Origin of the sequence: Paenibacillus borealis (assembly GCF_000758665.1) — a bacterium.
GTDB lineage: Bacteria > Bacillota > Bacilli > Paenibacillales > Paenibacillaceae > Paenibacillus_AQ > Paenibacillus_AQ borealis.
Map to the genome: position 1 here is coordinate 462,903 of NZ_CP009285.1, position 19,718 is coordinate 482,620.

Below are 19,718 nucleotides of genomic sequence, written 5' to 3' on the forward strand. Positions count from 1 at the left end.
ATGCTTACCTCTGCCCGGAAGCTGGAGCAGGCTGGGATTCCTTAGGCTGAATAGCCAGACGGTCTTTGGGCATCAGCAGAACAAAGACAACGGCAAGCACCGCAGGAACGATAGCCCACATGAAGGTATGTGCGATTGAAGTGGACAGCGAATTCGTAATCTTCTCCAGCACAGGTGCCGGAATCTGTGCACGGGCCTCAGGGGTCAGCGCAGAACGCGGATCACCGAATGAAGAGGCCTGGCCGCCGTCTCCGAAGGCAGTGCTAAGCTCCGAAGTGAAGCTGTTGCGCTGGATAATACCGAAGATTGTAATCCCCAGCGTCATCCCGAGCGAGCGCAGGAAGGTGCTGGTGGAGGTAGCTGAACCGCGCTGGCGCATATCGAAATGGTGAATGGATGACATGCTGAGTACGGAGAAGGAGAACCCGACCCCGAAACCGGTCAGCGCCATGAACGCATTCAGCAGCAGACGGGAAGTATCCGGTGTCAGTGTGCTGAGTGAGAAGATTCCGGCAACGAAACAAACTGCAGACAGCAGCATAATATTGCGGAAGCTCGTCTTGGTGGTGAGCAGACCGCCGGATTGGCTGCCGATGACCGTACCGATCATCATCGGCATCAGGATCAGACCGGAGTTGGTGGCGGAGCCGCCGTATACCCCCTGGACATAGATCGGAATGTATACTGTAGCTACGATAAACGCTGAACCGTAGAACAAACCGAGCAGACTGCTGGTTGCGAACAGGCGCCCCCGGAACATGGCGAAAGAGATAACCGGCTCTGCCGCTTGCTGCTCAATGAAGATGAAGGCAATCAGGAATACGGCGAAGCCGGCGAACAGTCCGAGAATCGTTGCCGAATCCCATGCATACTGATTGCCGCCAAGCTCAAGCGCGAACATCAGGCAGATAATTCCTGCCACCAGCGTGAAGGCGCCGCCCCAGTCAATCCGCTGTTTGGCATGGGATACGGATTCCTTGTAGGACGTCATAATCAGGAAGAACGAGACGATACCAATCGGCAAGTTGATGTAGAAAATCCAGTTCCAGCCGACGTAATCGGTGATATAAGCGCCAAGCAGAGGGCCGATTACGCTGGAGATCCCGAAGACAGCACCGAATAATCCGGTGAGCTTGCCTCTTTTTTGCGGCGGGAAAATATCAAATACAATCGTGAAGGCAATCGGCATCAGCGCACCGCCGCCAACCCCTTGAATCGCCCGGTAAATACTGAGCTGTGTGATGCTGGCAGCCGTTCCGCACAGGGCGGAGCCGATCAGAAATACGATGAGTCCGAAGATGAAGAAGCGCTTGCGCCCGTACATATCGGACAATTTGCCGAAGATGGGGGTTCCGGCCATAACCATGACCATATAAGCAGAGGTCACCCAGACGATTTTATCAAGTCCCCCGAGATCGGAGACAATGGTGCCCATGGCTGAGGCTACAATCGTATTATCCATGGCAGACATGAGAATACCGAGCAGCAGTCCGGCAACGACGAGCTTAAGATTGCTTTCTTTAGTATGCATTTACAAACTCCTTTACGTTCATTATTCAAGATGAAATCTTATTATATTCAAATTTGAATAGGGTGGCAATCTTTTTTTATAACAAATTTTAAGAGTGTGCGGACGCAAATAAGCCGCCCTTGTACAACAAGAACGGCAGGACTTCTATGTATGGTATTCCCTTACAGGCTGAATTCTATTCGCAGTACGGGTGCACGCTTCACCCTACATGGCAGCATCGCTTGAACGCAGCTCCCGGGCCTCGATATATCCGATGAACAGCTCAGTCAGCTCCGGGTCAAACTGGCTTCCCGCGCAGGCCCGCAGCTCCACAATAGCTTCCGCGAATGATTTGGTCGGCTGGTAAGGCCGCTCTGTGGTCATGGCATCGAACGAGTCGATAATGGTCAGCATCCGGCATAGCCGGGGAATCTCTTCTCCCTTGAAGCCGTACGGATACCCTTTGCCGTCATACCGTTCGTGATGCAGCTCAATATAGGGGGCGAGATCCTTGTATTTATCGTTGGTAAGTGCCATCTCTTTGCCCCAGGTGACATGCCATTTCACCATCTCCCATTCCTCCGGAGAGAGTTTATCCTTCTTATTAAGAATACCCCAGGGAATCTCCAGCTTGCCAATGTCGTGGATCAGCGCGCCGAGTGTGAACTGCCGTTTGGAGAGATTGTCCAGCGCCAGCAGCTCGCTGATATCCATGGCATAGCGGAATACGCGTTTGGAATGCTTGAAGGTCTCCAGATCCTTGTACATGAAAAGATTAAGCTGCTGCTCAATATCGCGCACATCCTGGCTGAAATCAATGTCACGCTCCAGCAGCGACTGGTTGCCGTAGACGTGGACCATGTTTTTGCCCTGTTTTTTGGCATAGTACAGCGCCTGATCGGCATGGTCGACCAGCTCTGACTTGAAGTGGACATCGGGCTGGTATCCGGCTACGCCTGCCGAGAAGGCCAGACAGCCTTGCGGGAAGATCTCGCTGCCTTCAAAGATCGAATTGTTGAGCGTTTTGCGCAGATTTTCGATGAACTGCCTGGCCGTCACGGCATCGTAGCCCGGCATCAGCAGGGTGAATTCCTCTCCGCCATATCTGGAGACAATAATATTAGTGGCCCCGGTTTCCCTCTTCAGCAGTTCCGCCAGAAAAACAATCAACCCGTCACCCTTAAGATGGCCGAAGTGATCATTGTATTTCTTGAAATCATCGATATCAATCATGGCCAGGGAGAGCACACTGCCGCTTGCCTGCGATTTGCGCATTTCCTCTTCGAGCGCCGCTTCGAAATAGCTATGGTTGAACAATCCTGTCCGCTGATCGCGGTTGGCCCGCTCTTCAATGTCACGGTACATGCTAAACAGCCGTTTGAAGGAATAGGAGATCAGAACGCTGAGACCGAGGAACAAGGCCAGTCCGGTAATTCCGTTATAGAAGAGCAGAACAGTCAGTACCAGAGAGAGCACCAGCGTGCACAGATAAGCCAGTACGGCGTCTGTCAGCATTTCTTTGAGCGTTGTGTAGAGATTCTCACGGAAAACTATGTAATAGAAGAATCCGACGAGCAGCAGGTTAAGGATGAAATAAATGGCCATTGCGCAGAGGTATGCCGCCAGGTGGCTGCTGAGAAGCGGTCCCTGCCGGCCCCCGAACCACGAGAAAATAAAAGCCGCAGAAGTGATCATAATACTGTACACGGCGAAATTGCTCAGATGCTTCCAGAGCGGGGTGGTTCCCCATTCGATGAACAGCAGTACGATGGAGCTGAGCAGAAGAACCAGAAGAGCGGACGGGGCGCCGAAGATAAAGATGCAGGCCAGATATATGGAAGAATCCAGTGACAGCCCGTTTCCCTGCGGAGGCAGCTGGAAGGTGAAGACGGTGAGCAGGACAGCCGCGCCTGACATGGCGGTAACCCAGCCCCAACCGGATGAGGAGAGATGAAGAATTTGCGGTTCCGTTTGAAAAATAAACAAGCCCAGCCCTGCAAGGCATATGATAAAGGAGTACAAATAGCTCCTGCGGCGATGCATCTGGCTGATGATTGATTTGAGCACTGCTCCTCCTCCATTCGCGTGATTGTAGATGTTTTATTCTAGGAGATTCGCGTTCAAACGGGAATTCTCCTGCTAAATCATGACAAATCCGCATGTGTTATAGGGTAAAGGAGGAAAGCTGCAGTGAAGCCTTGACATACCCATGGGGGGTATATTATATTATTACTTGAGGAGGCTGATTCCTGTGTCAACAAATGAGAAGGAGCATGCCGGGCATGACTGCGGCGAGGATTGCCATTCTTCCGCTTCCGGTGTCCGCAAGAGCCATCATTCCCCGGAATTCAAGAGTGGACTGACCAACCGGCTTAACCGGATTGAAGGGCAGATCCGCGGCGTCAAAGGCATGATTGAACGGGATACCTACTGCGATGATGTGCTTAATCAGCTGGCGGCGGTGCAGGCGGCGCTGAACAGTGTCGGCAAGCTGCTGCTTGAAGGCCATATGAAGAGCTGCATTATCGAACGTATCGAAGCCGGCGAGCATGAGGTTATCGATGAGCTGCTGATTACGGTGAATAAGCTGATGAAATAGAGGTTGGGGCCTGGATAAGCAGAACTCTTAAATTCATGCAAGGATGGCGGGCGTAACTGCGGTGAATGTTTGAACTTCCGGCCGCTGTTGTCCCCGGATTTCTTTGATTTCAACCGCTATTTGCGGTAGAAATCCGTGGACAAAGGCGGTCGCTGGCGCTCCTACAGTTTCAAAATTCCCCTCCGTTACTTTCATCCCTTGTTTGGATTTAATAGTTCAAGTTATCCAGGCTGTGGTGGAGAAGGAAGCAATGAAAAGCTAAGTGCTTGCTATTGAAAACTAGCACAAGCTTGCAAAGCCGGTTTGTTCGGTGAAGAATCAAGGAGCTATGCTCCATAAACTATTAGGAGGTTATTCAAAATGTCGAACGTAACATTGAATGTAGAAGGAATGTCCTGCGGTCACTGTGTAAGTGCTGTAGAGAAAGCGGTAAGCGGCGTAGGTGCGGCAGCGAAGGTAGATCTGCCGGCGAAGACGGTAGCGGTTGAATTCGATGAGAATACTGTAAGCCTGGATGCCATCAAGGCAGCTATCGAGGATCAGGGCTACGACGTAGTTTAAGTAAATGATTGTAATGTAAGGGCTTGGAGCCGGGAACCCTATTGAAATAGGGCCGGGTGCCAATGCCTTTTCTTTTAAAGATAAATATACCCCTTGGGGGTATGAGGAGGTGCGCGAATCATGGAAAAGAGTGCAGATCCGGTCCAGCAGCAGGCTACGCTGCAGATTACCGGGATGACCTGCTCCGCTTGTGCGGCGCGGATCGAGAAGGGATTATCCCGCATGGAGGGGGTATCCCGGGCGAATGTCAATCTCGCGCTGGAGCAGGCAACGGTGGGATTTGATCCTAAGGTCGCAGGCGTGCCGCAGATCGAGGAGAAGATCCGTTCTCTCGGCTATGATACGCTGAAGGAATCGGCGGATTTCGATATTACCGGGATGACCTGTGCCGCATGCTCGGCAAGAATCGAGAAGGTGCTGGGACGGATGCCTGGCATTGCGGCAGTCAATGTGAATCTGGCGCTGGAGACAGCGCATGTAGAATATTCGCCGGGCAATATCACGACAGCCGAGATTATGGATAAGGTGAGCAGCATCGGCTACAAGGCAGCTCTGAAGCAGGACCGCAAGGATATCGCCAGCCAGCGCGGGGAGGAAATCACACACAAACGGAACAAGTGGATTATCTCTGCTATATTGTCGCTGCCGCTGCTCTGGGCCATGGCGGGCCACTTCTCTTTTACGTCCTGGATCTGGACGCCGGAGCTGCTGATGAACCCCTGGTTCCAGCTGGTGCTGGCGACTCCAGTGCAGTTCCTGATCGGCTGGCAGTTCTATGTCAGTGCCTACAAAGCACTGAAGAACGGCAGTGCCAATATGGATGTGCTGGTGGTGCTGGGCACATCGGCAGCTTATTTTTACAGCTTGTACCTGACGATCGATTCCCTGAAGATGAGCGGGATGAACCATACCGTGGATATGTATTACGAGACCAGCGCCATTCTGATTACGCTGATTCTTGTAGGCAAGTGGTTCGAAGCGCTGGCCAAAGGGCGGTCCTCAGATGCGATTCGCAGCCTGATGGGACTGCAGGCCAAGACCGCTCTGGTGCTGCGTGACGGTGTCGAGCTGAGCATTCCCGTAGAGGATGTCGTTATCGGGGATATCGTACTGGTGAAGCCGGGAACTAAAGTGCCTGTGGACGGTGATGTGGTCGAGGGACTGTCCTCCGTCGATGAATCTATGCTGACCGGGGAAAGTATTCCGGTGGAGAAGAAGCCGGGCGATGCGGTCATAGGAGCCACGCTGAACAAGAACGGCATGCTTCGGATCAAAGCCCGCAAGGTCGGCCGTGATACCGCGCTGGCGCAGATTATCCGGGTGGTGGAAGAGGCGCAGGGCTCGAAGGCGCCGATTCAGCGGATCGCCGATGTGATCTCTGGTATTTTTGTGCCGATTGTTGTGGGGATTGCAGCTGTAACCTTTGTGATTTGGTACATCTGGGGCGCGCCCGGGCAGTTCGCCGATGCGCTGGAGAAAGCCATCGCGGTGCTTGTTATCGCTTGCCCGTGTGCATTAGGACTGGCGACGCCGACTTCCATAATGGCGGGGTCCGGCCGGGCAGCCGAGTTCGGCATTCTGTTCAAGGGCGGCGAGCATCTGGAGGCTGCACAGGGTATTAAGGTTGTTGTAGTGGATAAGACCGGAACCGTGACCAACGGCAAGCCGGTGCTGACCGACATTGTAACCAGTACCGGCATTGTTGCACAGGGCAAGGTGCTTGCTGAGAACCGGTTGCTGTCGATTACAGCGGCGGCGGAGAAGCTCTCGGAGCATCCGCTGGCTGATGCCATTGTGGCAGGCGCGCAGAGCCGGAGCATTGAGCTCCCGCCTGCCGGGCAGTTCGAAGCTGTGCCGGGCCGCGGCGTATCCGCCGTGGTGGCCGGACAGAAGGTGAGCGTAGGCACGCGGCGGATGATGGAGGAGAGCGGGCTTGCTATCGAACCATGGACAGCGATTATGACCCGGCTTGAGCATGAAGGCAAAACAGCGATGCTGGTAGCTGTTGACGGCGCGATTGCCGGTGTTGTAGCGGTGGCGGATACGATTAAGGAAACCTCGCGCGCGGCTGTGTCCAGACTGCACGAGATGGGCATCGAGGTCGTTATGATCACCGGGGACAATAAGATTACGGCTCAGGCCATTGCCGAGCAGGCGGGTATCCGCACGGTGCTGGCAGAGGTGCTGCCGGAAGGCAAGGCAGCCGAGATCCGCAGGCTGCAGAGCGGCGGAGTCAAGGTTGCCATGGTCGGCGACGGCATCAACGATGCGCCTGCACTGGCTACGGCAGACACCGGTATGGCTATCGGCACTGGTACGGATGTGGCGATGGAGGCGGCGGATATTACGCTGATGCGCGGCGATCTGCTGAGCATTCCCGATGCCATTCTGATGAGCCGCAAGACGATGCGCAATATCAAGCAGAATCTATTCTGGGCGCTTGCCTACAATACGATCGGCATACCGGTTGCCGCGCTGGGCTTCCTGGCCCCGTGGCTGGCCGGTGCGGCGATGGCCTTCAGCTCTGTATCCGTTGTCCTGAACGCGCTGCGGCTGCAGCGGGTCAAGCTGTAATGTTTACTGCCTCTGGTGCAGACGGAACGATCCGGAGCTGAGTGCCGATAACCGGTTGAGCGCCGGTAATCAAAGAACCGCCGGAGCATTAATGCCGGCGGTTCTTTGTGTTGGATAGGAAATTATGATATCCATATGCTGCGGATAAGTTTCTTTGGCATTTGGAGGAAAGTCGTCCGAAGGCAAATTTGGTCTTGGAACAGAAAACCCCACAGAATCCGCCGAAATTGGGCAGTACGGGAAACTCAAAGGGATAAATGGACCTCTGTCAAGAAAGTAGACGTGAACCTAAGCGGTTTTCCGCTTAAATGTTGCTGCAAACTGAACCGGAGATACGTAACCCAGTGCCCCATGGATTCGTTTACAGTTGTAGAAAAATTCAATGTATTGGTAGATGGAATCATAGGCCTGCTTCTTTGTTTTAAATCGAGTCCAGTACACAAACTCTTTTTTCAAGAGGCTGTGAAAAGATTCGATACAGGCGTTATCATAACAGTTCCCTTTGCGGCTCATACTTGCAGTCATCTGGTACTTCTCCAGGCGTCCCCGGTAGTCTGCAGAGGCATACTGCGAGCCTCGATCCGAATGGTGAATCAAGCCCTTCCCGGGGCGTTTCGCTTGGTAGGCATCGTCTAGAGCGCCCTGTACGAGGTCTGTGGTCATCCGGTCGCCCAGCCGCCAGCCTACGATCTCCCGGGTGCATAGGTCCAGCACGCTCGCCAAGTACATCCGCCCTTCCCGACAGGGAATGTAAGTAATATCTGCGACCCACGCCTGGTTTGGCTTTTCGGTTTGGAATTGCTGGTTCAGCAAGTTAGGGGCAATGGGCAAAGGATGGTTAGAGTCGGTCGTGTGTACGCGAAACCTCTTCGCGACACAGGAGCGCAGGCCCAGTTCTCTCATGTACTTTCCTACTGTGCGTTCGCTTACCTTGTACCCCTCACGCTTCAAGAGAACCGTAATTTTGGGGCTACCGTAACGACCATGCGAGTCGTGAAAATGATAGGTAATCCGCTTAAGCAGTAACGCTTTGCGGGTGGCTTGGGGGCTGGGCTTCGCTGTTCTCCATTTGTAATAACCGCTCCGTGATACCTGAAAGACGTTGCACATCTTCTCCACTGGGAACTCGGAGCGATGATCTTCTATAAACTGGAATCTCAGTTCTTTGGGTTGCTGAAGATGTGCACTGCTTTTTTTAGGATGGCCATTTCCTCCGTCAGGTCTGCCACCTGTTGGTCGCGTTCCTTCAGTTGACGTTCCAACTCTCTGACTTTGTCTGGGGTGGCTATGGGCTCACTCTGAAACGACCGGTACTTCCCCAGCCATTGGTGCAGGGTTTTGGCGGGGATGTCCAGTTCCAGGGCGAGTTCTGCCACCGTCTTGGTTTGCTCCTGGATATACTTTACGGTCTGTTTTTTATATTCTTCATTGTAGCTTCTCCGTGTTCCACTCATGTGGGCACCTCCTCGTTAATCTCATTATCCCTATTCTCTTAACGGGTGTCCACGATTAATACTAACAGCAAAATCCCTCTAAATCCACCGAAAGCGGGCGGGATGGGGAACTCAAAGGGATAAATCCCTCTAATTCCGCCGAAAGCGGGCGAGATGGGGAACTCAAAGGGATAAATCCCTCTGATTCCGCCGAAATTGGGCGGTACGGGAAACTCAAAGGGATAAATCCTTCTAAATCCACCGAAAGTGGGCGGGATGGGGAACTCAAAGGGATAAGTCCCTCTGATTCCGCCGAAAGCGGGCGAGATGGGGAACTCAAAGGGATAAATCCCTCTAAATCCGCCGAAATTGGGTCAAAGGAGGAAATGAGGAGCACTAGTGCCCTTGATTCCGCCGAAATTGGGTCAAAGGAGGAAATGAGGAGCACTAGTGCCCTTGATTCCGCCGAAATTGGGTCAAAGGAGGAAATGAGGAGCACTAGTGCCCTTGATTCCGCCGAAATTGGGTCAAAGGAGGAAATGAGGAGCACTAGTGCCCTTGATTCCGCCGAAATTGGGTCAAAGGAGGAAATGAGGAGCACTAGTGCCCTTGATTCCGCCGAAAGCGGGCTAAAGGAGGAGATGAGGAGCACTAGTGCCCTTGATTCCGCCGAAAGTAGGCCAAAGGGTAACCGGACCAAATGTATGCGAAAAATCGAACACAATGTGCCTCCGCGAAGGTAACCGGACCAAATGTATGCGAAAAATCGAATACACTGTGCTTCCGCGAAGCTAACAGGACCAAATGTATACGAAAAATCGAACACAATGTGCCTCCGCGAAGGTAACCGGGCCCAATGTATACGAAAAATCGAATACAATGTGCTTCCCCAGAAGCAGTCTGAATAGAGCAATGTGGAACATCCCGCTACCTGCTTACAGAATCGCTCCGCCCGGCAACCTCCACGCCCTCCTTGTTCCGGCCCAGCCGGTTGGTGCCGATTACCCCTGCTATGATCAGGAGAGATCCGATCCAGTGATATACCGTAATGTCTTCCCCCAGGAAGAACGCGCCGGCTGCAATGGAGACGATGGTCGAGAGGTTGGTGAACACACTCATCAGGGAAGCTTCGATTTTGGACAAGATATAGGTTGAGGTCAGGGTAGTGACCAGCGAGGCTATGACCCCCAGATATACAGCAGACAGGATAAAGGTGCCGCTCCCCAGCGGGCTTAGGAATTCGCTGAAGGTTCCGCTAGCTGCATGTCCGGTGAGCGAAATAATCAGAAAGGTTGCGAAGCCGGTCCCCATCATGAGGTAGCTGAGTTCAGCGGGGCTGAAGTGCCTGGAGAGTGACCGGGCCAGCACGCTGTACCCGGCAAAAGCCAGACAAGTCAAGAATAACAACACAATCCCGGCCATATTGGACAGCTGAATGCTGCTTCCTTTCATGACAAAGATAAATACAACGCCAAACACCGACAGGAAAATACACAGCTTTTGCAGCAGAGTCGTCGTCTCTTTCAAGAAAACAGAAGCGATGACCATCGTCACTACCGGAGTGAACGAATAGAGAATTCCGCCCTCGGCAGAGGTGGCACGCTGAAGCCCGAATACCTGAAGGGTGAAAAATCCGAGCGGATACATCGCGGCCAGCAGCAGTGCCCGGCCAACCGGCTTGCCGCGGTAGGAGATTTTGACCCAGCCGAAGGCGACCGGGACCGACATCACAACAAACGAAGCAGCGAAACGGTAGGTTAGTGTATCGAGTGGTCCGGCATGGCCGAGAGCCACTTTGGTGAACAGGAATGAGAATCCGATAATGACCGCATTGAGTACGGCAAAGCTATAAGCCAGCTTGAGTCCTTGCTGCTGCATAGGTACATCTCCTTTGTGTGAGTAAGACCGGATGCTCTAAGCATCTTATCTGTTACTTCAAAATTAAAGGGAATTCCGCAGTTCAACAATACCAGCTTTCCGCTACTGTACCGGTACAGTTTATTGTTTCCTGTATAATAAGTGATGAATAATAGAGGTATCATGAACAGCAGGCCGTGGAATGAAGGCAATGGGAGGCGGGGCGGGCATGAAAAGGTACAATTCGGTTGTAATTGAGATGGAGAAGCGGATGAAGGAAGGACAGTACCGTCCTGGGGAAAAGCTGCCTTCCGTGCGCAGTGCCGCAGCATTCTACGGCTGCAGTGTCAGCACCATTCTGCGGGCTTACGGGGAGCTGGAGCGGACACATCTGATTTATTCGATTCCGCAGAGCGGCTATTACATGGTGGAGAAGACCGAAGAACCCGGACCACCCGGGGACAGCGGGACAATCGACTTCGCTTCGGCGTCGCCTGACCTGAATGTTTTTCCTTATCTGGATTTCCAGCATTGCCTCAACAAGGCGATTGACCAGTACAAATACAACCTGTTCACTTATGGGGATGCGCTGGGACTGGATACGCTGCGCCGTACGCTGGTGTCGCATCTGGCGGATGATCAGGTCTTTGCCAAGGCGGAGGAGATCATCATTACTTCAGGAATTCAGCAGGCATTAGAGATCCTGGCCAGAATGCCGTTCCCTAGCGGCCGGACGGAGATCCTCGTGGAACAGCCGGGCTATGATATTTATCTGCGGTATTTGGAGGCGGAGGGGCTGCCAGTAAGCGGGATTGGCCGCTCTGCAGCCGGCATTAACCTGCGGGAACTGGAGGAGCGGTTTGCAAGCGGCAGGTTTAAATTGTTCTATACCATGCCCCGGTATCATAATCCGCTTGGAACGTCTTACAGCACAGAAGAGCGGCAAGCCATTGCCGGATTAGCCAGTAAATATGATGTGTACATCGTTGAGGATGATTATATGGCCGATCTGGGCATCGGGCGGCGCTTTGATCCTGTATATGCGTATGACCAGACTTCACATGCCGTGTATTTGAAAAGCTTCTCCAAAATCATCTTCCCGGGCCTCAGGCTAGGGGCAGTTGTGATGCCTGCACCGCTGCTGGAAACCTTCCGTACGTATAAAGGATATACAGACACTTCCCTGTTATCCCAGGCAGCGCTTGAGGTATACATCAAGAATGGTATGTATGAGCACCACAGGCACAAAATTAAAGCGATGTACGCCAAAAGAATGCAGGCGGTGTATGAGGCGCTCCGGCGGCACAATACGGAGGGTCTGATTGAGGCCTCTGCGGACAGCTCTGGCGTCTATATGCAATTCAAATTGCCGGTAACCGTGAATCTGGAACGGCTGGTCAAGCGGCTGGGAGAGCGGAAGATCAGTGTTGTGTCCGGCAACGGATTCTATATATCGGGATACCGGAACCGGGAAAAGTTCCTGCGCATCAGTATTTCCCGCGCCGGGCTGGACCAGATTGATGAGGGGATCAAGGCTATTGTTCAGGAGGTGAAGCGGGGGAGCGGATGGTAGCGCGAAGGCCTTCCTGTTGTCTGGATACTAAATTATGTTCATAATGTTCCTATATAATTGTGAAAAGAGAGGCGAACCTACTGTGAAACCTGTGAATGAAACCCTTGAGCTGTTGAACCGTCATACCTCCGTCCGCCAGTTTCAGGACAAGCCCGTGAGTGACGAGCAGCTTGCCGCCATTATCGGGGCGGGCCAGATGGCCTCCACCTCCAGCAATGTACAGGCCTATAGCGTAATTGCCGTAACTGAGCCCGGACTTAAAGCGCAGCTGTCTGCCTTATCCGGCAATCAGGCATATATCGAGCAGTGCCCGGTCTTCCTGGTCTGGTGCGCCGATCTGTACCGGCTGCGTGAGGCGGCGGCTCCCCATCTACAGGGGGCGCCATCCTATGAGGACAGTACAGAGAATCTGATCGTTGCCACCGTAGATGTGGCGCTCGCGGCGCAGAATGCTGCGGTTGCCGCCGAATCGCTCGGTCTTGGCATCGTGTATATCGGCGGCGTCCGCAATAATATTGCTGCTCTGTCAGAGCTGTTGGGCCTGCCGGAGCTGGTCTATCCGGTATTCGGCATGTGCCTTGGTTATCCCGCCGCCGTGAATGGAGTGCGGCCGCGTCTGCCGCTGCAGGCCGTGCTGCATCATAACGGCTATAATGCCGAAGCGGCCATACAGCAGGCCGGGGTGTACGACGGAATCTCCCGGGACTACATGCGTGAGCGGACCGGCGGCCAGAGTGAGGCCTCGTGGTCGGAGATCATGGCGAAGCGCCAGGCCCAGCCGTCAAGAATGCATATGAAGGAGTTCCTGCTGGGCAAAGGGTTCATGCAGAGATAGATTTAAGACGGATTGCCGTACCATTTATAAGTCATTACTGACTTGGCAGGCACATTTACGATAAACGACTGGCTGCCCCATTGTATCTTGACGTTCTTGGCCGAGGTCTGCGGATTATAAGCGATTACTACCTTGGAGCCATCGGGATTCTTGAAGGCCACATTCTTCAGATCATTGCTGGTATTGCTCTGGATGCGGTAAGCGCCCGGAACAACAAATTTACTGAAGTGGCCCAGCAGATAATATTGCTTGGTATAAGTGACATTGTTCTCCGGATTGCTGTTTGAATTGTCGGAGTTCTGAATGGTGACCATGCCCCGGTTGGTATTGTAGGCAGACAGCAGGGCAGGACCGTCCTTCTGATCAAGTGCGGCGTTCCAGAGAATAACCGATTTGGACCAGTTGCGGGTAATATTGATGAATTCAGTGATCATGTTGTCGAAGCCCTGGCTTGTGCCGTTCTGCGGATCATTCCAGGTGCCGAACCCGCCCTCTGTGAACCAGATGTCTTTATCGGGATGGGCATTATGCATGGAGGTCATCTGCGAGCCGTCGCCGCTGTCGTAGTGATGGAAGGCGCTGCCGGCGATATAGCTTGCTTTGCCGGAGTTTTTCAGATTCTGAACGACCGTATTCGGGAAGCTCCAGTTCAGGTAGTTATGGTCAAAAGCAATGATCTTGGTATTGATCCCGGCATTCTGCAGGGTTGGGCCCAGATAGTCTCCGATGAAGCCGGTCTCATCCTGCTCGTTCATTCCCATCGAGGGGTAAGCTCCGGTTTCATACATGGGCTCGTTCTGTACGGTGACGGCATAAATGGGAATCCCCTGGGCCTGATAGGCCTGAATGTATTTTTTGAAATAGTCGGCGTAGGTCTGATAGTACTCAGCTTTGAGCTTGCCGCCGTTCAGGGTGCCGGAATACTTCATCCAGGCCGGGGCGCTCCATGGTGAAGTAAACACCTTGATGCCGGGGTTCTTGGCAATTGCGGCCTTGACCATCGGAACGATATAAGGCAGATCGCGGCTGATCGTGAACTGGCCGAGTGAGGTGTCTCCAGCCGTGTCATCATACGTGTAGGCCGACCAGGTGAAGTCCGAGCTGCCCATCGGCTGCCGCAGCACGCTTAAGCCAATCCCTGTGCTGCCAAACAGCTTCTCCATCACCTCGGCCCGCTTGGCGGCATTCAGCTTGTAATTGAGCAGCCAGGCTGAGGAGTCGGTAAGGGAAACGCCGAATCCGTCCATTTGCTGATAGGTGGTGTTCTCGTTGACTGTAATCGTATAATCACTGCTTCCGGTGCCGGAACTGAAGCTCTTATCCCCGATACGTGTCAAGCGGGCGCCGGTGCTAAGTCCGACAGCCGGCTCCGTATTCGGGTCTGAGGTGGTTATCCATACCTCTGCCGTTTCCCCTGCAGCCGAAACCGGTTGCGGCGCAATGCCTCCGCTGCCCGCAAGCAGCGCGGCGAGCAGTGCTGCCAGTCCAATTCTTTTGATCATACCTTAAACTCCTCTCGATTATGCAGAAATGTAATCGCTTACTTTTATTGCAGGATTATCTTAATTCAATCGTCCATAAAAATCAATAATTTCCTGTAAAAGTTATTTATCGAAGTGACAATTGTCACCTTGAACGAATGACAGTCCATACTGATGTTCACTTTCGGCCTCCTGTACTATAGAAATATAGCCGGAGGGCATATGGATACGGAGGGATACAGGATGGATCATGTCATCGAATTAAACAATGTCAGCAGAAGCTTCCAGGATAACAAAGCGGTGGATCGCGTCAGCTTCACCATTAACAGAGGTTCCATTACAGCACTGCTCGGCCCTAACGGAGCAGGTAAAACAACTACCTTGTCCATGCTCCTGGGGCTGCTTGAGCCCACAGAAGGAAGTGTGCAGGTGTTCGGTCTTCCGCCCAAAGACGCCAGGGTACGGGAGCGGACGGGAGCGATGCTGCAGGAGGTGAGTGTGATGGACCGGCTGAAGGTCCGCGAGATTCTGTCCCTGATCCGCAGCTATTATCCCCAGCCGATGGAGATGGAGGTGCTGCTTCAGGCCACGGGGCTTGCCCCGGCCGATCTCAACCGCTACGCGGAGAAGCTCTCCGGCGGCCAGAAGCGCAGTCTCAGCTTCGCGCTGGCGCTGGCGGGTAATCCCGATCTGCTATTTTTTGACGAACCGACGGTTGGGCTCGATACCACCGCCCGGCGCCGTTTCTGGGAGAAGGTCCGGGGACTGGCAGACCAGGGCAAGACGATTCTGTTCACCACCCACTATCTGCAGGAGGCGGAGGACATCGCTGACCGGATTCTGCTCTTCAGCCACGGCTCCCTTGTGGCAGACGGCAGCCCGGAGGAGATTAAGGCCAGAATCGTGAGTAAGTCAGTGTCCTTCCTGCCGCTCGGCGATCCGGCGGTGCTGCGCGGACAGTTGCTGGAGCTGCCTGAGGTCGAAGCCTGCTACGAGAAGAACGGGCGGCTGCATGTAACGACGGAGAATACGGATGAGGCGCTGCGGGCTATTTTTACAGGCGGACTTGCGGTGAAGGATGTTGTGATTGATCAGGGGAAGCTGGATGAAGCGTTCGAGCAGTTGACTATGAGCCAGGAGGCGGCGGTATGATGATGAAACAAATGATGGCCCAGTGCAAAGCGGAGCTGCTGCGGATAATCCGCAATCCCTATTACGTGTTCTGGTCGCTGCTGATGCCGATTATGTTCTATTTCATCTTCACAAGGGTGGTCAATACGGGGACAGACGATACCCAGGAGTGGCAGGCGCATTACCTGATGTCGATGGCTGCCTTCAGCGTGATGGGCTCTGCGATCATGACCCTCGGCACCCGGCTGGTGCAGGAGCGGACCCAGGGCTGGAATACGTTCATCCGCATTACTCCGCTTCCGGGCACTGTTTATTTTCTGGGAAAAATGTTCGGCCAGACGGTGATGCATCTGTTCTCCGTACTGTGTATTTTTGCTGCCGGATATCTGATCAACGGGGTGTCGCTGACGGCGGGACAATGGCTGCTTAGCGGTCTGTGGCTGCTTGCCGGCTCGCTGCCTTTTCTGGCGCTGGGTACGATTATCGGCTCAATGAAGCGGGTGGATACGGCGAGCGGGGTGAGTAACGTGCTCTATATGGCGCTGGCGGTGGCGGGCGGGATGTGGATGCCTCTGGATATTATGCCGGATGTAATGCAGCGGATCGGCCGCTGGCTGCCTTCCTACAATTACGGAGACGGTGCCTGGGAGATTGTAGGCGGAGGGGTTCCGCAGTGGAATTCCGCACTGCTATTACTCGGATACCTCGCAGTTTTTATGCTATTATCGGTCTATATCCGAAAAAAACAGGAAGCGGTGTAATGTACAATGGCACGTGAGCAGTTCCGGTTATTTCCGCGCAGGTTTGGTTACTACCCTTTTATCTGGCTGATCTATCTGGCATTCCCGATCTTAAATCTTCAGGGGTACAGCGGATACAAATTACTGGGGGGATATGCGCTGGTGGCGATTTTCACGGTCGCCTACCGTCAGCTCTACTGGACAGAGGGCAAGACCTACTCGGCCTGGCTGGGTCTTCAAATGCTGCTGATTGCTGTGTTATGTATAGTGTACAGCCCTTTCAATTTCTATATGGGCTTCTTCACAAGCAATTTTGTCGGCTGGTATACCGATCTGCGCAGGTTCAAACGGGCCTTCGCTGTGTTCACGATGATGGTTGTCGGTCTGTCACTGCTGTCTTTTAGCAAAACGAACGGTACAGAATGGCTATTCCTGTTTCCCTTTGTCATGATGATGCTGATTACTCCTTTTGGCATCCGCTCCATGAACCGCCGGCGGATGCTGGAGAAGGAGCTGGACCAGGCCAACGAGGTTATCAGGGAGATGGTCAAACGTGAAGAACGGATGCGCATTGCCCGGGATCTGCATGACACAATGGGCCATACCCTGTCGCTGATTACGCTGAAGAGCCAGCTGGTGGAGAAGCTGGTTGTGAAGAATCCTGAGCGGGCGCAGGCGGAAGCGCGGGAGATCCAGCGCACCTCCCGCGCTGCGCTGCGTCAGGTGCGGGAGCTTGTCTCGGAGATGCGTGCGGTCACTGTCGCCGAGGAGCTGGCGGAGGCCGGGGAGATGCTGCGCAGCGCGGAGATTGGGCTTGAAGTGGACGGAGATGCCGCGCTTCCGGGCGTATCTGATCTGACGCAGAATATTCTCAGCCTCTGCATCAAGGAGGCCGTCACGAATATTGTGAAGCACAGCGGTGCGGATTTGTGCCGGATTGGCATCGGGATGACGGCTGGTGAGGTACGGATCACCGTGGAGGACAACGGAGTTGGACCCGGGCTGCAGGACGGGGGAGCTGAGGGGGCGGCGCACCGCCGGGACGGCAACGGAATGAAAGGGATGGCCGAGCGGCTGGCCCTGATTGACGGTTCTCTGACCCTGGGCCCGGGAACGGGCAGTGGCATAGGGACAGGAACAGGAACTGGGACAGGAACATTGTTAACTGTGGTGACGCCAAGAGTAGTTAAGGATAGAAAGGACGGGGAAACGGCATGATCAGCATCGTAATTGCCGAGGATCAGCGGCTGCTGCGCGGAGCGATGGCTTCACTGCTCGATTTGGAGGATGATATCGAGGTGGCAGGGGAAGCCGGAGACGGGGCAGAGGCAGTGGCCCTGATTGAACGCCTTCAGCCGGATGTATGTCTGATGGATATTGAGATGCCGCTGATGAGCGGTCTGGAGGTTGCGGAGATCCTGAAATCGCGGGGCAGCGCCACCAAAATCATCATCCTGACCACCTTCGCCCGCCCCGGCTATTTCGAGCGGGGCGTGAAGGCCGGGATTCAGGGCTATCTGCTGAAGGATGAGCCGGTGGACAAGCTGGCGGAAGCGATCCGCCGGGTGATGGGCGGACACTTGGAAGTGTCCCCCGAGCTGGTCTTCGGCAGCCTGCGGGAAGAGAACCCGCTGTCAGACCGGGAGCGGGAGATTCTGAAGCTGGCCGGCGCGGGCCGCAGTGCCGGGGAGATCGCCTCGGCGCTGCACCTCTCCTACGGCACCGTCCGCAACTACATCTCGGAGATTCTCGGCAAGCTGGAAGTGAAGAGCCGGATTGAGGCGGTGCGGCTGGCTGAGGAGAAGGGCTGGATGTAGGCCGGGTTACTGGAGGTACGCGGGTACTGGATGTAGGATGGGGCACTGGATGTAGGGTGGGTTAAATGTAGATGTCCTGGATGAACGGTGGAGCCGGGTTTACTATCCGTTCAATTGTATTTTGTGCAACAGCTAACCCCGAAATCTGCCGAAAAATTGAATCTATTGTATGAAATATAGCAGAATGGGATTTATCTCTGAATATTGGAAATTCTGTTTCACCAAATGCAATCACCGAGACATAACCGCTGAAATATAACCAGCGAAATGTAAACAGCGAAACATAACTACCGAGACATAACCGCCTTTATAAAATGCTATACAGCTATAAGTTGCAACCTATATAACCCGCATTTTAGACCGGTGCTTGCAGAGCTGCATCTTAAGCTCACATGGAATAGGCATTATGTTGTACGAAGTGCAACTCTGGTTCCCCGATAATAGGGTCTATGGGAGAATTGTTGTACGAAATACATCAATTCTCCCGCTAAGCCGCTTGGAGAAGGAGAAATGTTGCCTTTTGTACAACATTCTTGGATCAGGGGCCGGATAAGGAGGGGAATGTTGTATTTAGTGCAGGATTTCTCCCGAACTCCGGAAAATGTGACTCCCCACCGTAAACGTTCATCGGAAAATGTGAATAGCTAGGTTCAGCAGATATGGGCCAAATAGCGGCTAAGCACGCCCAAGGCTCATTCACCTCAAAGGCTCTTCGCCTGCTCCTCGCGCATCCACAGCGAGAGCTGGCGCTTGAGCTGCAGGAACTCCGGCGCGTCGGTGATTTCATCGCGGCGCGGGCGCGGGAAAGGCACATCTACGGTGTGCAGGACGGAGCCGGGACGTCCGGAGAAGACATAGATGCGGCTGGAGAGCAGCAGCGCTTCTTCGATGTTGTGGGTGATGAACAGCACGGAGCGGCGGTTCTCCTCCCACAGCTCCAGCAGCCAGCGCTGCATCTGCTCGCGCGTCAGCGCATCGAGCGCGCTGAACGGCTCGTCGAGCAGCATCAGCTCCTGCGGAGCGAGCATGGCCCGCAGGAAGGCGGCCCGCTGCTGCATGCCGCCGGACAGCATATGCGGATAAGCTCGCTCGAATCCGCCCAGGCCGACCTTGGCCAGCCAGTGGCGCGCGGCTTCGCGGGCCTGCGGCTGCGGCGTGCCCTGCAGCTCGGCGCCGAGCAGGACATTGTCCAGTGTGCTGCGCCACGGGAATAGCGCGGGCTGCTGCGGCATGTAGCTGATCTTGCCGCGCTGCCCGGTAACCGGGATGCCGTCCATGCTGACGGTTCCTGCATCCGGCAGCGTCAGGCCGCCGATAATATGGAACAGGGTGCTTTTGCCGCAGCCGGAAGGACCGACAATCGAGACGAATTCCTGCGGCTCTACCGTCAGAGATACCTTATCCAGGACATGCGTCTCCCGGCGGCGGTGCGTGAACGATTTGGAGACGCTGCTGACTTCAAGCGCAGGCGGCGCGCTCCGGATTGCATCAGGGCTGCTGCCGGGGCTGCCCGTCTTCGGCTGTGCGGTATTCGTGAGTTGAGACACTTCGGTCAGCTCCTTCTATATTAGAATCTTTGTACTTAAGCTTTAGGTTTTGGGGTTACC

General features: G+C 54.2%; 16 protein-coding genes. 9 read left to right on the plus strand and 7 right to left on the minus strand.

The window, feature by feature from the left end; all coding sequences use genetic code 11:
* Positions 1-4: 4 nt before the first annotated feature.
* Both PBOR_RS02020 and PBOR_RS02025 read right to left on the minus strand, forming a co-directional pair.
* Positions 5-1,531, minus strand: a complete 1,527-nt coding sequence (locus PBOR_RS02020) for an MDR family MFS transporter (RefSeq protein ID WP_042210198.1) — start codon at positions 1,529-1,531, stop codon at positions 5-7.
* 204 nt (positions 1,532-1,735) lie between these two features.
* Positions 1,736-3,553: a bifunctional diguanylate cyclase/phosphohydrolase gene (locus PBOR_RS02025; protein WP_042218818.1), complete on the minus strand. Its 1,818-nt coding sequence runs from the start codon at positions 3,551-3,553 to the stop codon at positions 1,736-1,738.
* A 166-nt stretch (positions 3,554-3,719) separates the two neighbouring features.
* Between PBOR_RS02025 and PBOR_RS02030 the strand changes: the two genes are divergently transcribed.
* The 3 genes from PBOR_RS02030 to PBOR_RS02040 all read left to right on the plus strand — a co-directional run bounded on the left by PBOR_RS02030 (position 3,720) and on the right by PBOR_RS02040 (position 7,244).
* Positions 3,720-4,109, plus strand: a complete 390-nt coding sequence (locus PBOR_RS02030) for a metal-sensitive transcriptional regulator (RefSeq protein ID WP_042210199.1) — start codon at positions 3,720-3,722, stop codon at positions 4,107-4,109.
* A 360-nt stretch (positions 4,110-4,469) separates the two neighbouring features.
* Complete coding sequence (locus PBOR_RS02035; RefSeq protein WP_039299488.1) at positions 4,470-4,670, plus strand: copper ion binding protein; 201 nt, start codon at positions 4,470-4,472, stop codon at positions 4,668-4,670.
* Between the two features lie 120 nt (positions 4,671-4,790).
* Positions 4,791-7,244, plus strand: coding sequence for a heavy metal translocating P-type ATPase (locus PBOR_RS02040; protein ID WP_042210200.1), 2,454 nt, complete (start codon positions 4,791-4,793; stop codon positions 7,242-7,244).
* Between the two features lie 288 nt (positions 7,245-7,532).
* On the opposite strand, the gene PBOR_RS02045 is transcribed toward PBOR_RS02040, so the two are convergent.
* From PBOR_RS02045 to PBOR_RS02060, 3 genes are all read right to left on the minus strand, one after another.
* Positions 7,533-8,405 (minus strand): IS3 family transposase, encoded by an 873-nt coding sequence (locus PBOR_RS02045; RefSeq protein WP_157764190.1) that lies wholly within the window; start codon positions 8,403-8,405, stop codon positions 7,533-7,535.
* A complete protein-coding gene (locus PBOR_RS02050) occupies positions 8,402-8,698 on the minus strand; it encodes a transposase (RefSeq protein ID WP_042210202.1) in 297 nt (98 codons plus the stop codon). The genes PBOR_RS02045 and PBOR_RS02050 overlap by 4 nt, the downstream gene beginning before the upstream one ends.
* Before the next feature lie 906 nt (positions 8,699-9,604).
* Positions 9,605-10,555 carry a DMT family transporter gene (locus PBOR_RS02060; protein WP_042210204.1) on the minus strand — a complete coding sequence of 317 codons (951 nt, stop codon included), beginning with the start codon at positions 10,553-10,555 and terminating at the stop codon, positions 9,605-9,607.
* Positions 10,556-10,763: 208 nt separating this feature from the next.
* On the opposite strand from PBOR_RS02060, the gene PBOR_RS02065 reads away from it, so the two are divergent.
* Complete coding sequence (locus PBOR_RS02065; protein WP_042218819.1) at positions 10,764-12,107, plus strand: aminotransferase-like domain-containing protein; 1,344 nt, start codon at positions 10,764-10,766, stop codon at positions 12,105-12,107.
* 91 nt (positions 12,108-12,198) lie between these two features.
* Positions 12,199-12,942 carry an oxygen-insensitive NADPH nitroreductase gene (nfsA, locus tag PBOR_RS02070; RefSeq protein WP_042218820.1) on the plus strand — a complete coding sequence of 248 codons (744 nt, stop codon included), beginning with the start codon at positions 12,199-12,201 and terminating at the stop codon, positions 12,940-12,942.
* A 2-nt stretch (positions 12,943-12,944) separates the two neighbouring features.
* Here nfsA and PBOR_RS02075 read toward each other — a convergent pair whose 3' ends face one another.
* Positions 12,945-14,444 carry a glycoside hydrolase family 30 protein gene (locus tag PBOR_RS02075; protein ID WP_042210205.1) on the minus strand — a complete coding sequence of 500 codons (1,500 nt, stop codon included), beginning with the start codon at positions 14,442-14,444 and terminating at the stop codon, positions 12,945-12,947.
* Between the two features lie 222 nt (positions 14,445-14,666).
* Between PBOR_RS02075 and PBOR_RS02080 the strand changes: the two genes are divergently transcribed.
* Genes PBOR_RS02080 through PBOR_RS02095 form a run of 4 tightly spaced genes read left to right on the plus strand, consistent with a single transcriptional unit; the run spans position 14,667 to position 18,111 of the window.
* The gene (locus PBOR_RS02080) at positions 14,667-15,575 is read left to right on the plus strand and encodes an ABC transporter ATP-binding protein (protein ID WP_042210206.1); all 909 of its coding nucleotides are present in this window, start codon (positions 14,667-14,669) and stop codon (positions 15,573-15,575) included.
* Positions 15,576-15,577: 2 nt separating this feature from the next.
* Complete coding sequence (locus PBOR_RS02085; RefSeq protein ID WP_042218822.1) at positions 15,578-16,315, plus strand: ABC transporter permease; 738 nt, start codon at positions 15,578-15,580, stop codon at positions 16,313-16,315.
* A 6-nt stretch (positions 16,316-16,321) separates the two neighbouring features.
* Complete coding sequence (locus PBOR_RS02090) at positions 16,322-17,512, plus strand: sensor histidine kinase (RefSeq protein WP_042210207.1); 1,191 nt, start codon at positions 16,322-16,324, stop codon at positions 17,510-17,512.
* Entirely contained in the window at positions 17,509-18,111 is a 603-nt protein-coding gene (locus PBOR_RS02095; RefSeq protein WP_042210208.1) for a response regulator transcription factor, read from the plus strand. Before PBOR_RS02090 ends, PBOR_RS02095 begins: the two co-directional genes overlap by 4 nt.
* A 701-nt stretch (positions 18,112-18,812) precedes the next feature.
* Here PBOR_RS02095 and PBOR_RS02100 read toward each other — a convergent pair.
* Positions 18,813-19,658 (minus strand): ABC transporter ATP-binding protein, encoded by an 846-nt coding sequence (locus PBOR_RS02100; RefSeq protein WP_042210209.1) that lies wholly within the window; start codon positions 19,656-19,658, stop codon positions 18,813-18,815.
* Between the last annotated feature and the right edge of the window lie 60 nt (positions 19,659-19,718).

Coding starts and splice junctions, on each gene's coding strand:
- PBOR_RS02020 (WP_042210198.1), bottom strand. CDS start 1,531: ATGCATACTAAAGAAAGCAATCTTAAGCTCGTCGTTGCCGGACTGCTG.
- PBOR_RS02025 (WP_042218818.1), bottom strand. CDS start 3,553: ATGCATCGCCGCAGGAGCTATTTGTACTCCTTTATCATATGCCTTGCA.
- PBOR_RS02030 (WP_042210199.1), top strand. CDS start 3,720: ATGGGGGGTATATTATATTATTACTTGAGGAGGCTGATTCCTGTGTCA.
- PBOR_RS02035 (WP_039299488.1), top strand. CDS start 4,470: ATGTCGAACGTAACATTGAATGTAGAAGGAATGTCCTGCGGTCACTGT.
- PBOR_RS02040 (WP_042210200.1), top strand. CDS start 4,791: ATGGAAAAGAGTGCAGATCCGGTCCAGCAGCAGGCTACGCTGCAGATT.
- PBOR_RS02050 (WP_042210202.1), bottom strand. CDS start 8,698: ATGAGTGGAACACGGAGAAGCTACAATGAAGAATATAAAAAACAGACC.
- PBOR_RS02060 (WP_042210204.1), bottom strand. CDS start 10,555: ATGCAGCAGCAAGGACTCAAGCTGGCTTATAGCTTTGCCGTACTCAAT.
- PBOR_RS02065 (WP_042218819.1), top strand. CDS start 10,764: ATGAAAAGGTACAATTCGGTTGTAATTGAGATGGAGAAGCGGATGAAG.
- PBOR_RS02075 (WP_042210205.1), bottom strand. CDS start 14,444: ATGATCAAAAGAATTGGACTGGCAGCACTGCTCGCCGCGCTGCTTGCG.
- PBOR_RS02080 (WP_042210206.1), top strand. CDS start 14,667: ATGGATCATGTCATCGAATTAAACAATGTCAGCAGAAGCTTCCAGGAT.
- PBOR_RS02085 (WP_042218822.1), top strand. CDS start 15,578: ATGAAACAAATGATGGCCCAGTGCAAAGCGGAGCTGCTGCGGATAATC.
- PBOR_RS02090 (WP_042210207.1), top strand. CDS start 16,322: ATGGCACGTGAGCAGTTCCGGTTATTTCCGCGCAGGTTTGGTTACTAC.
- PBOR_RS02095 (WP_042210208.1), top strand. CDS start 17,509: ATGATCAGCATCGTAATTGCCGAGGATCAGCGGCTGCTGCGCGGAGCG.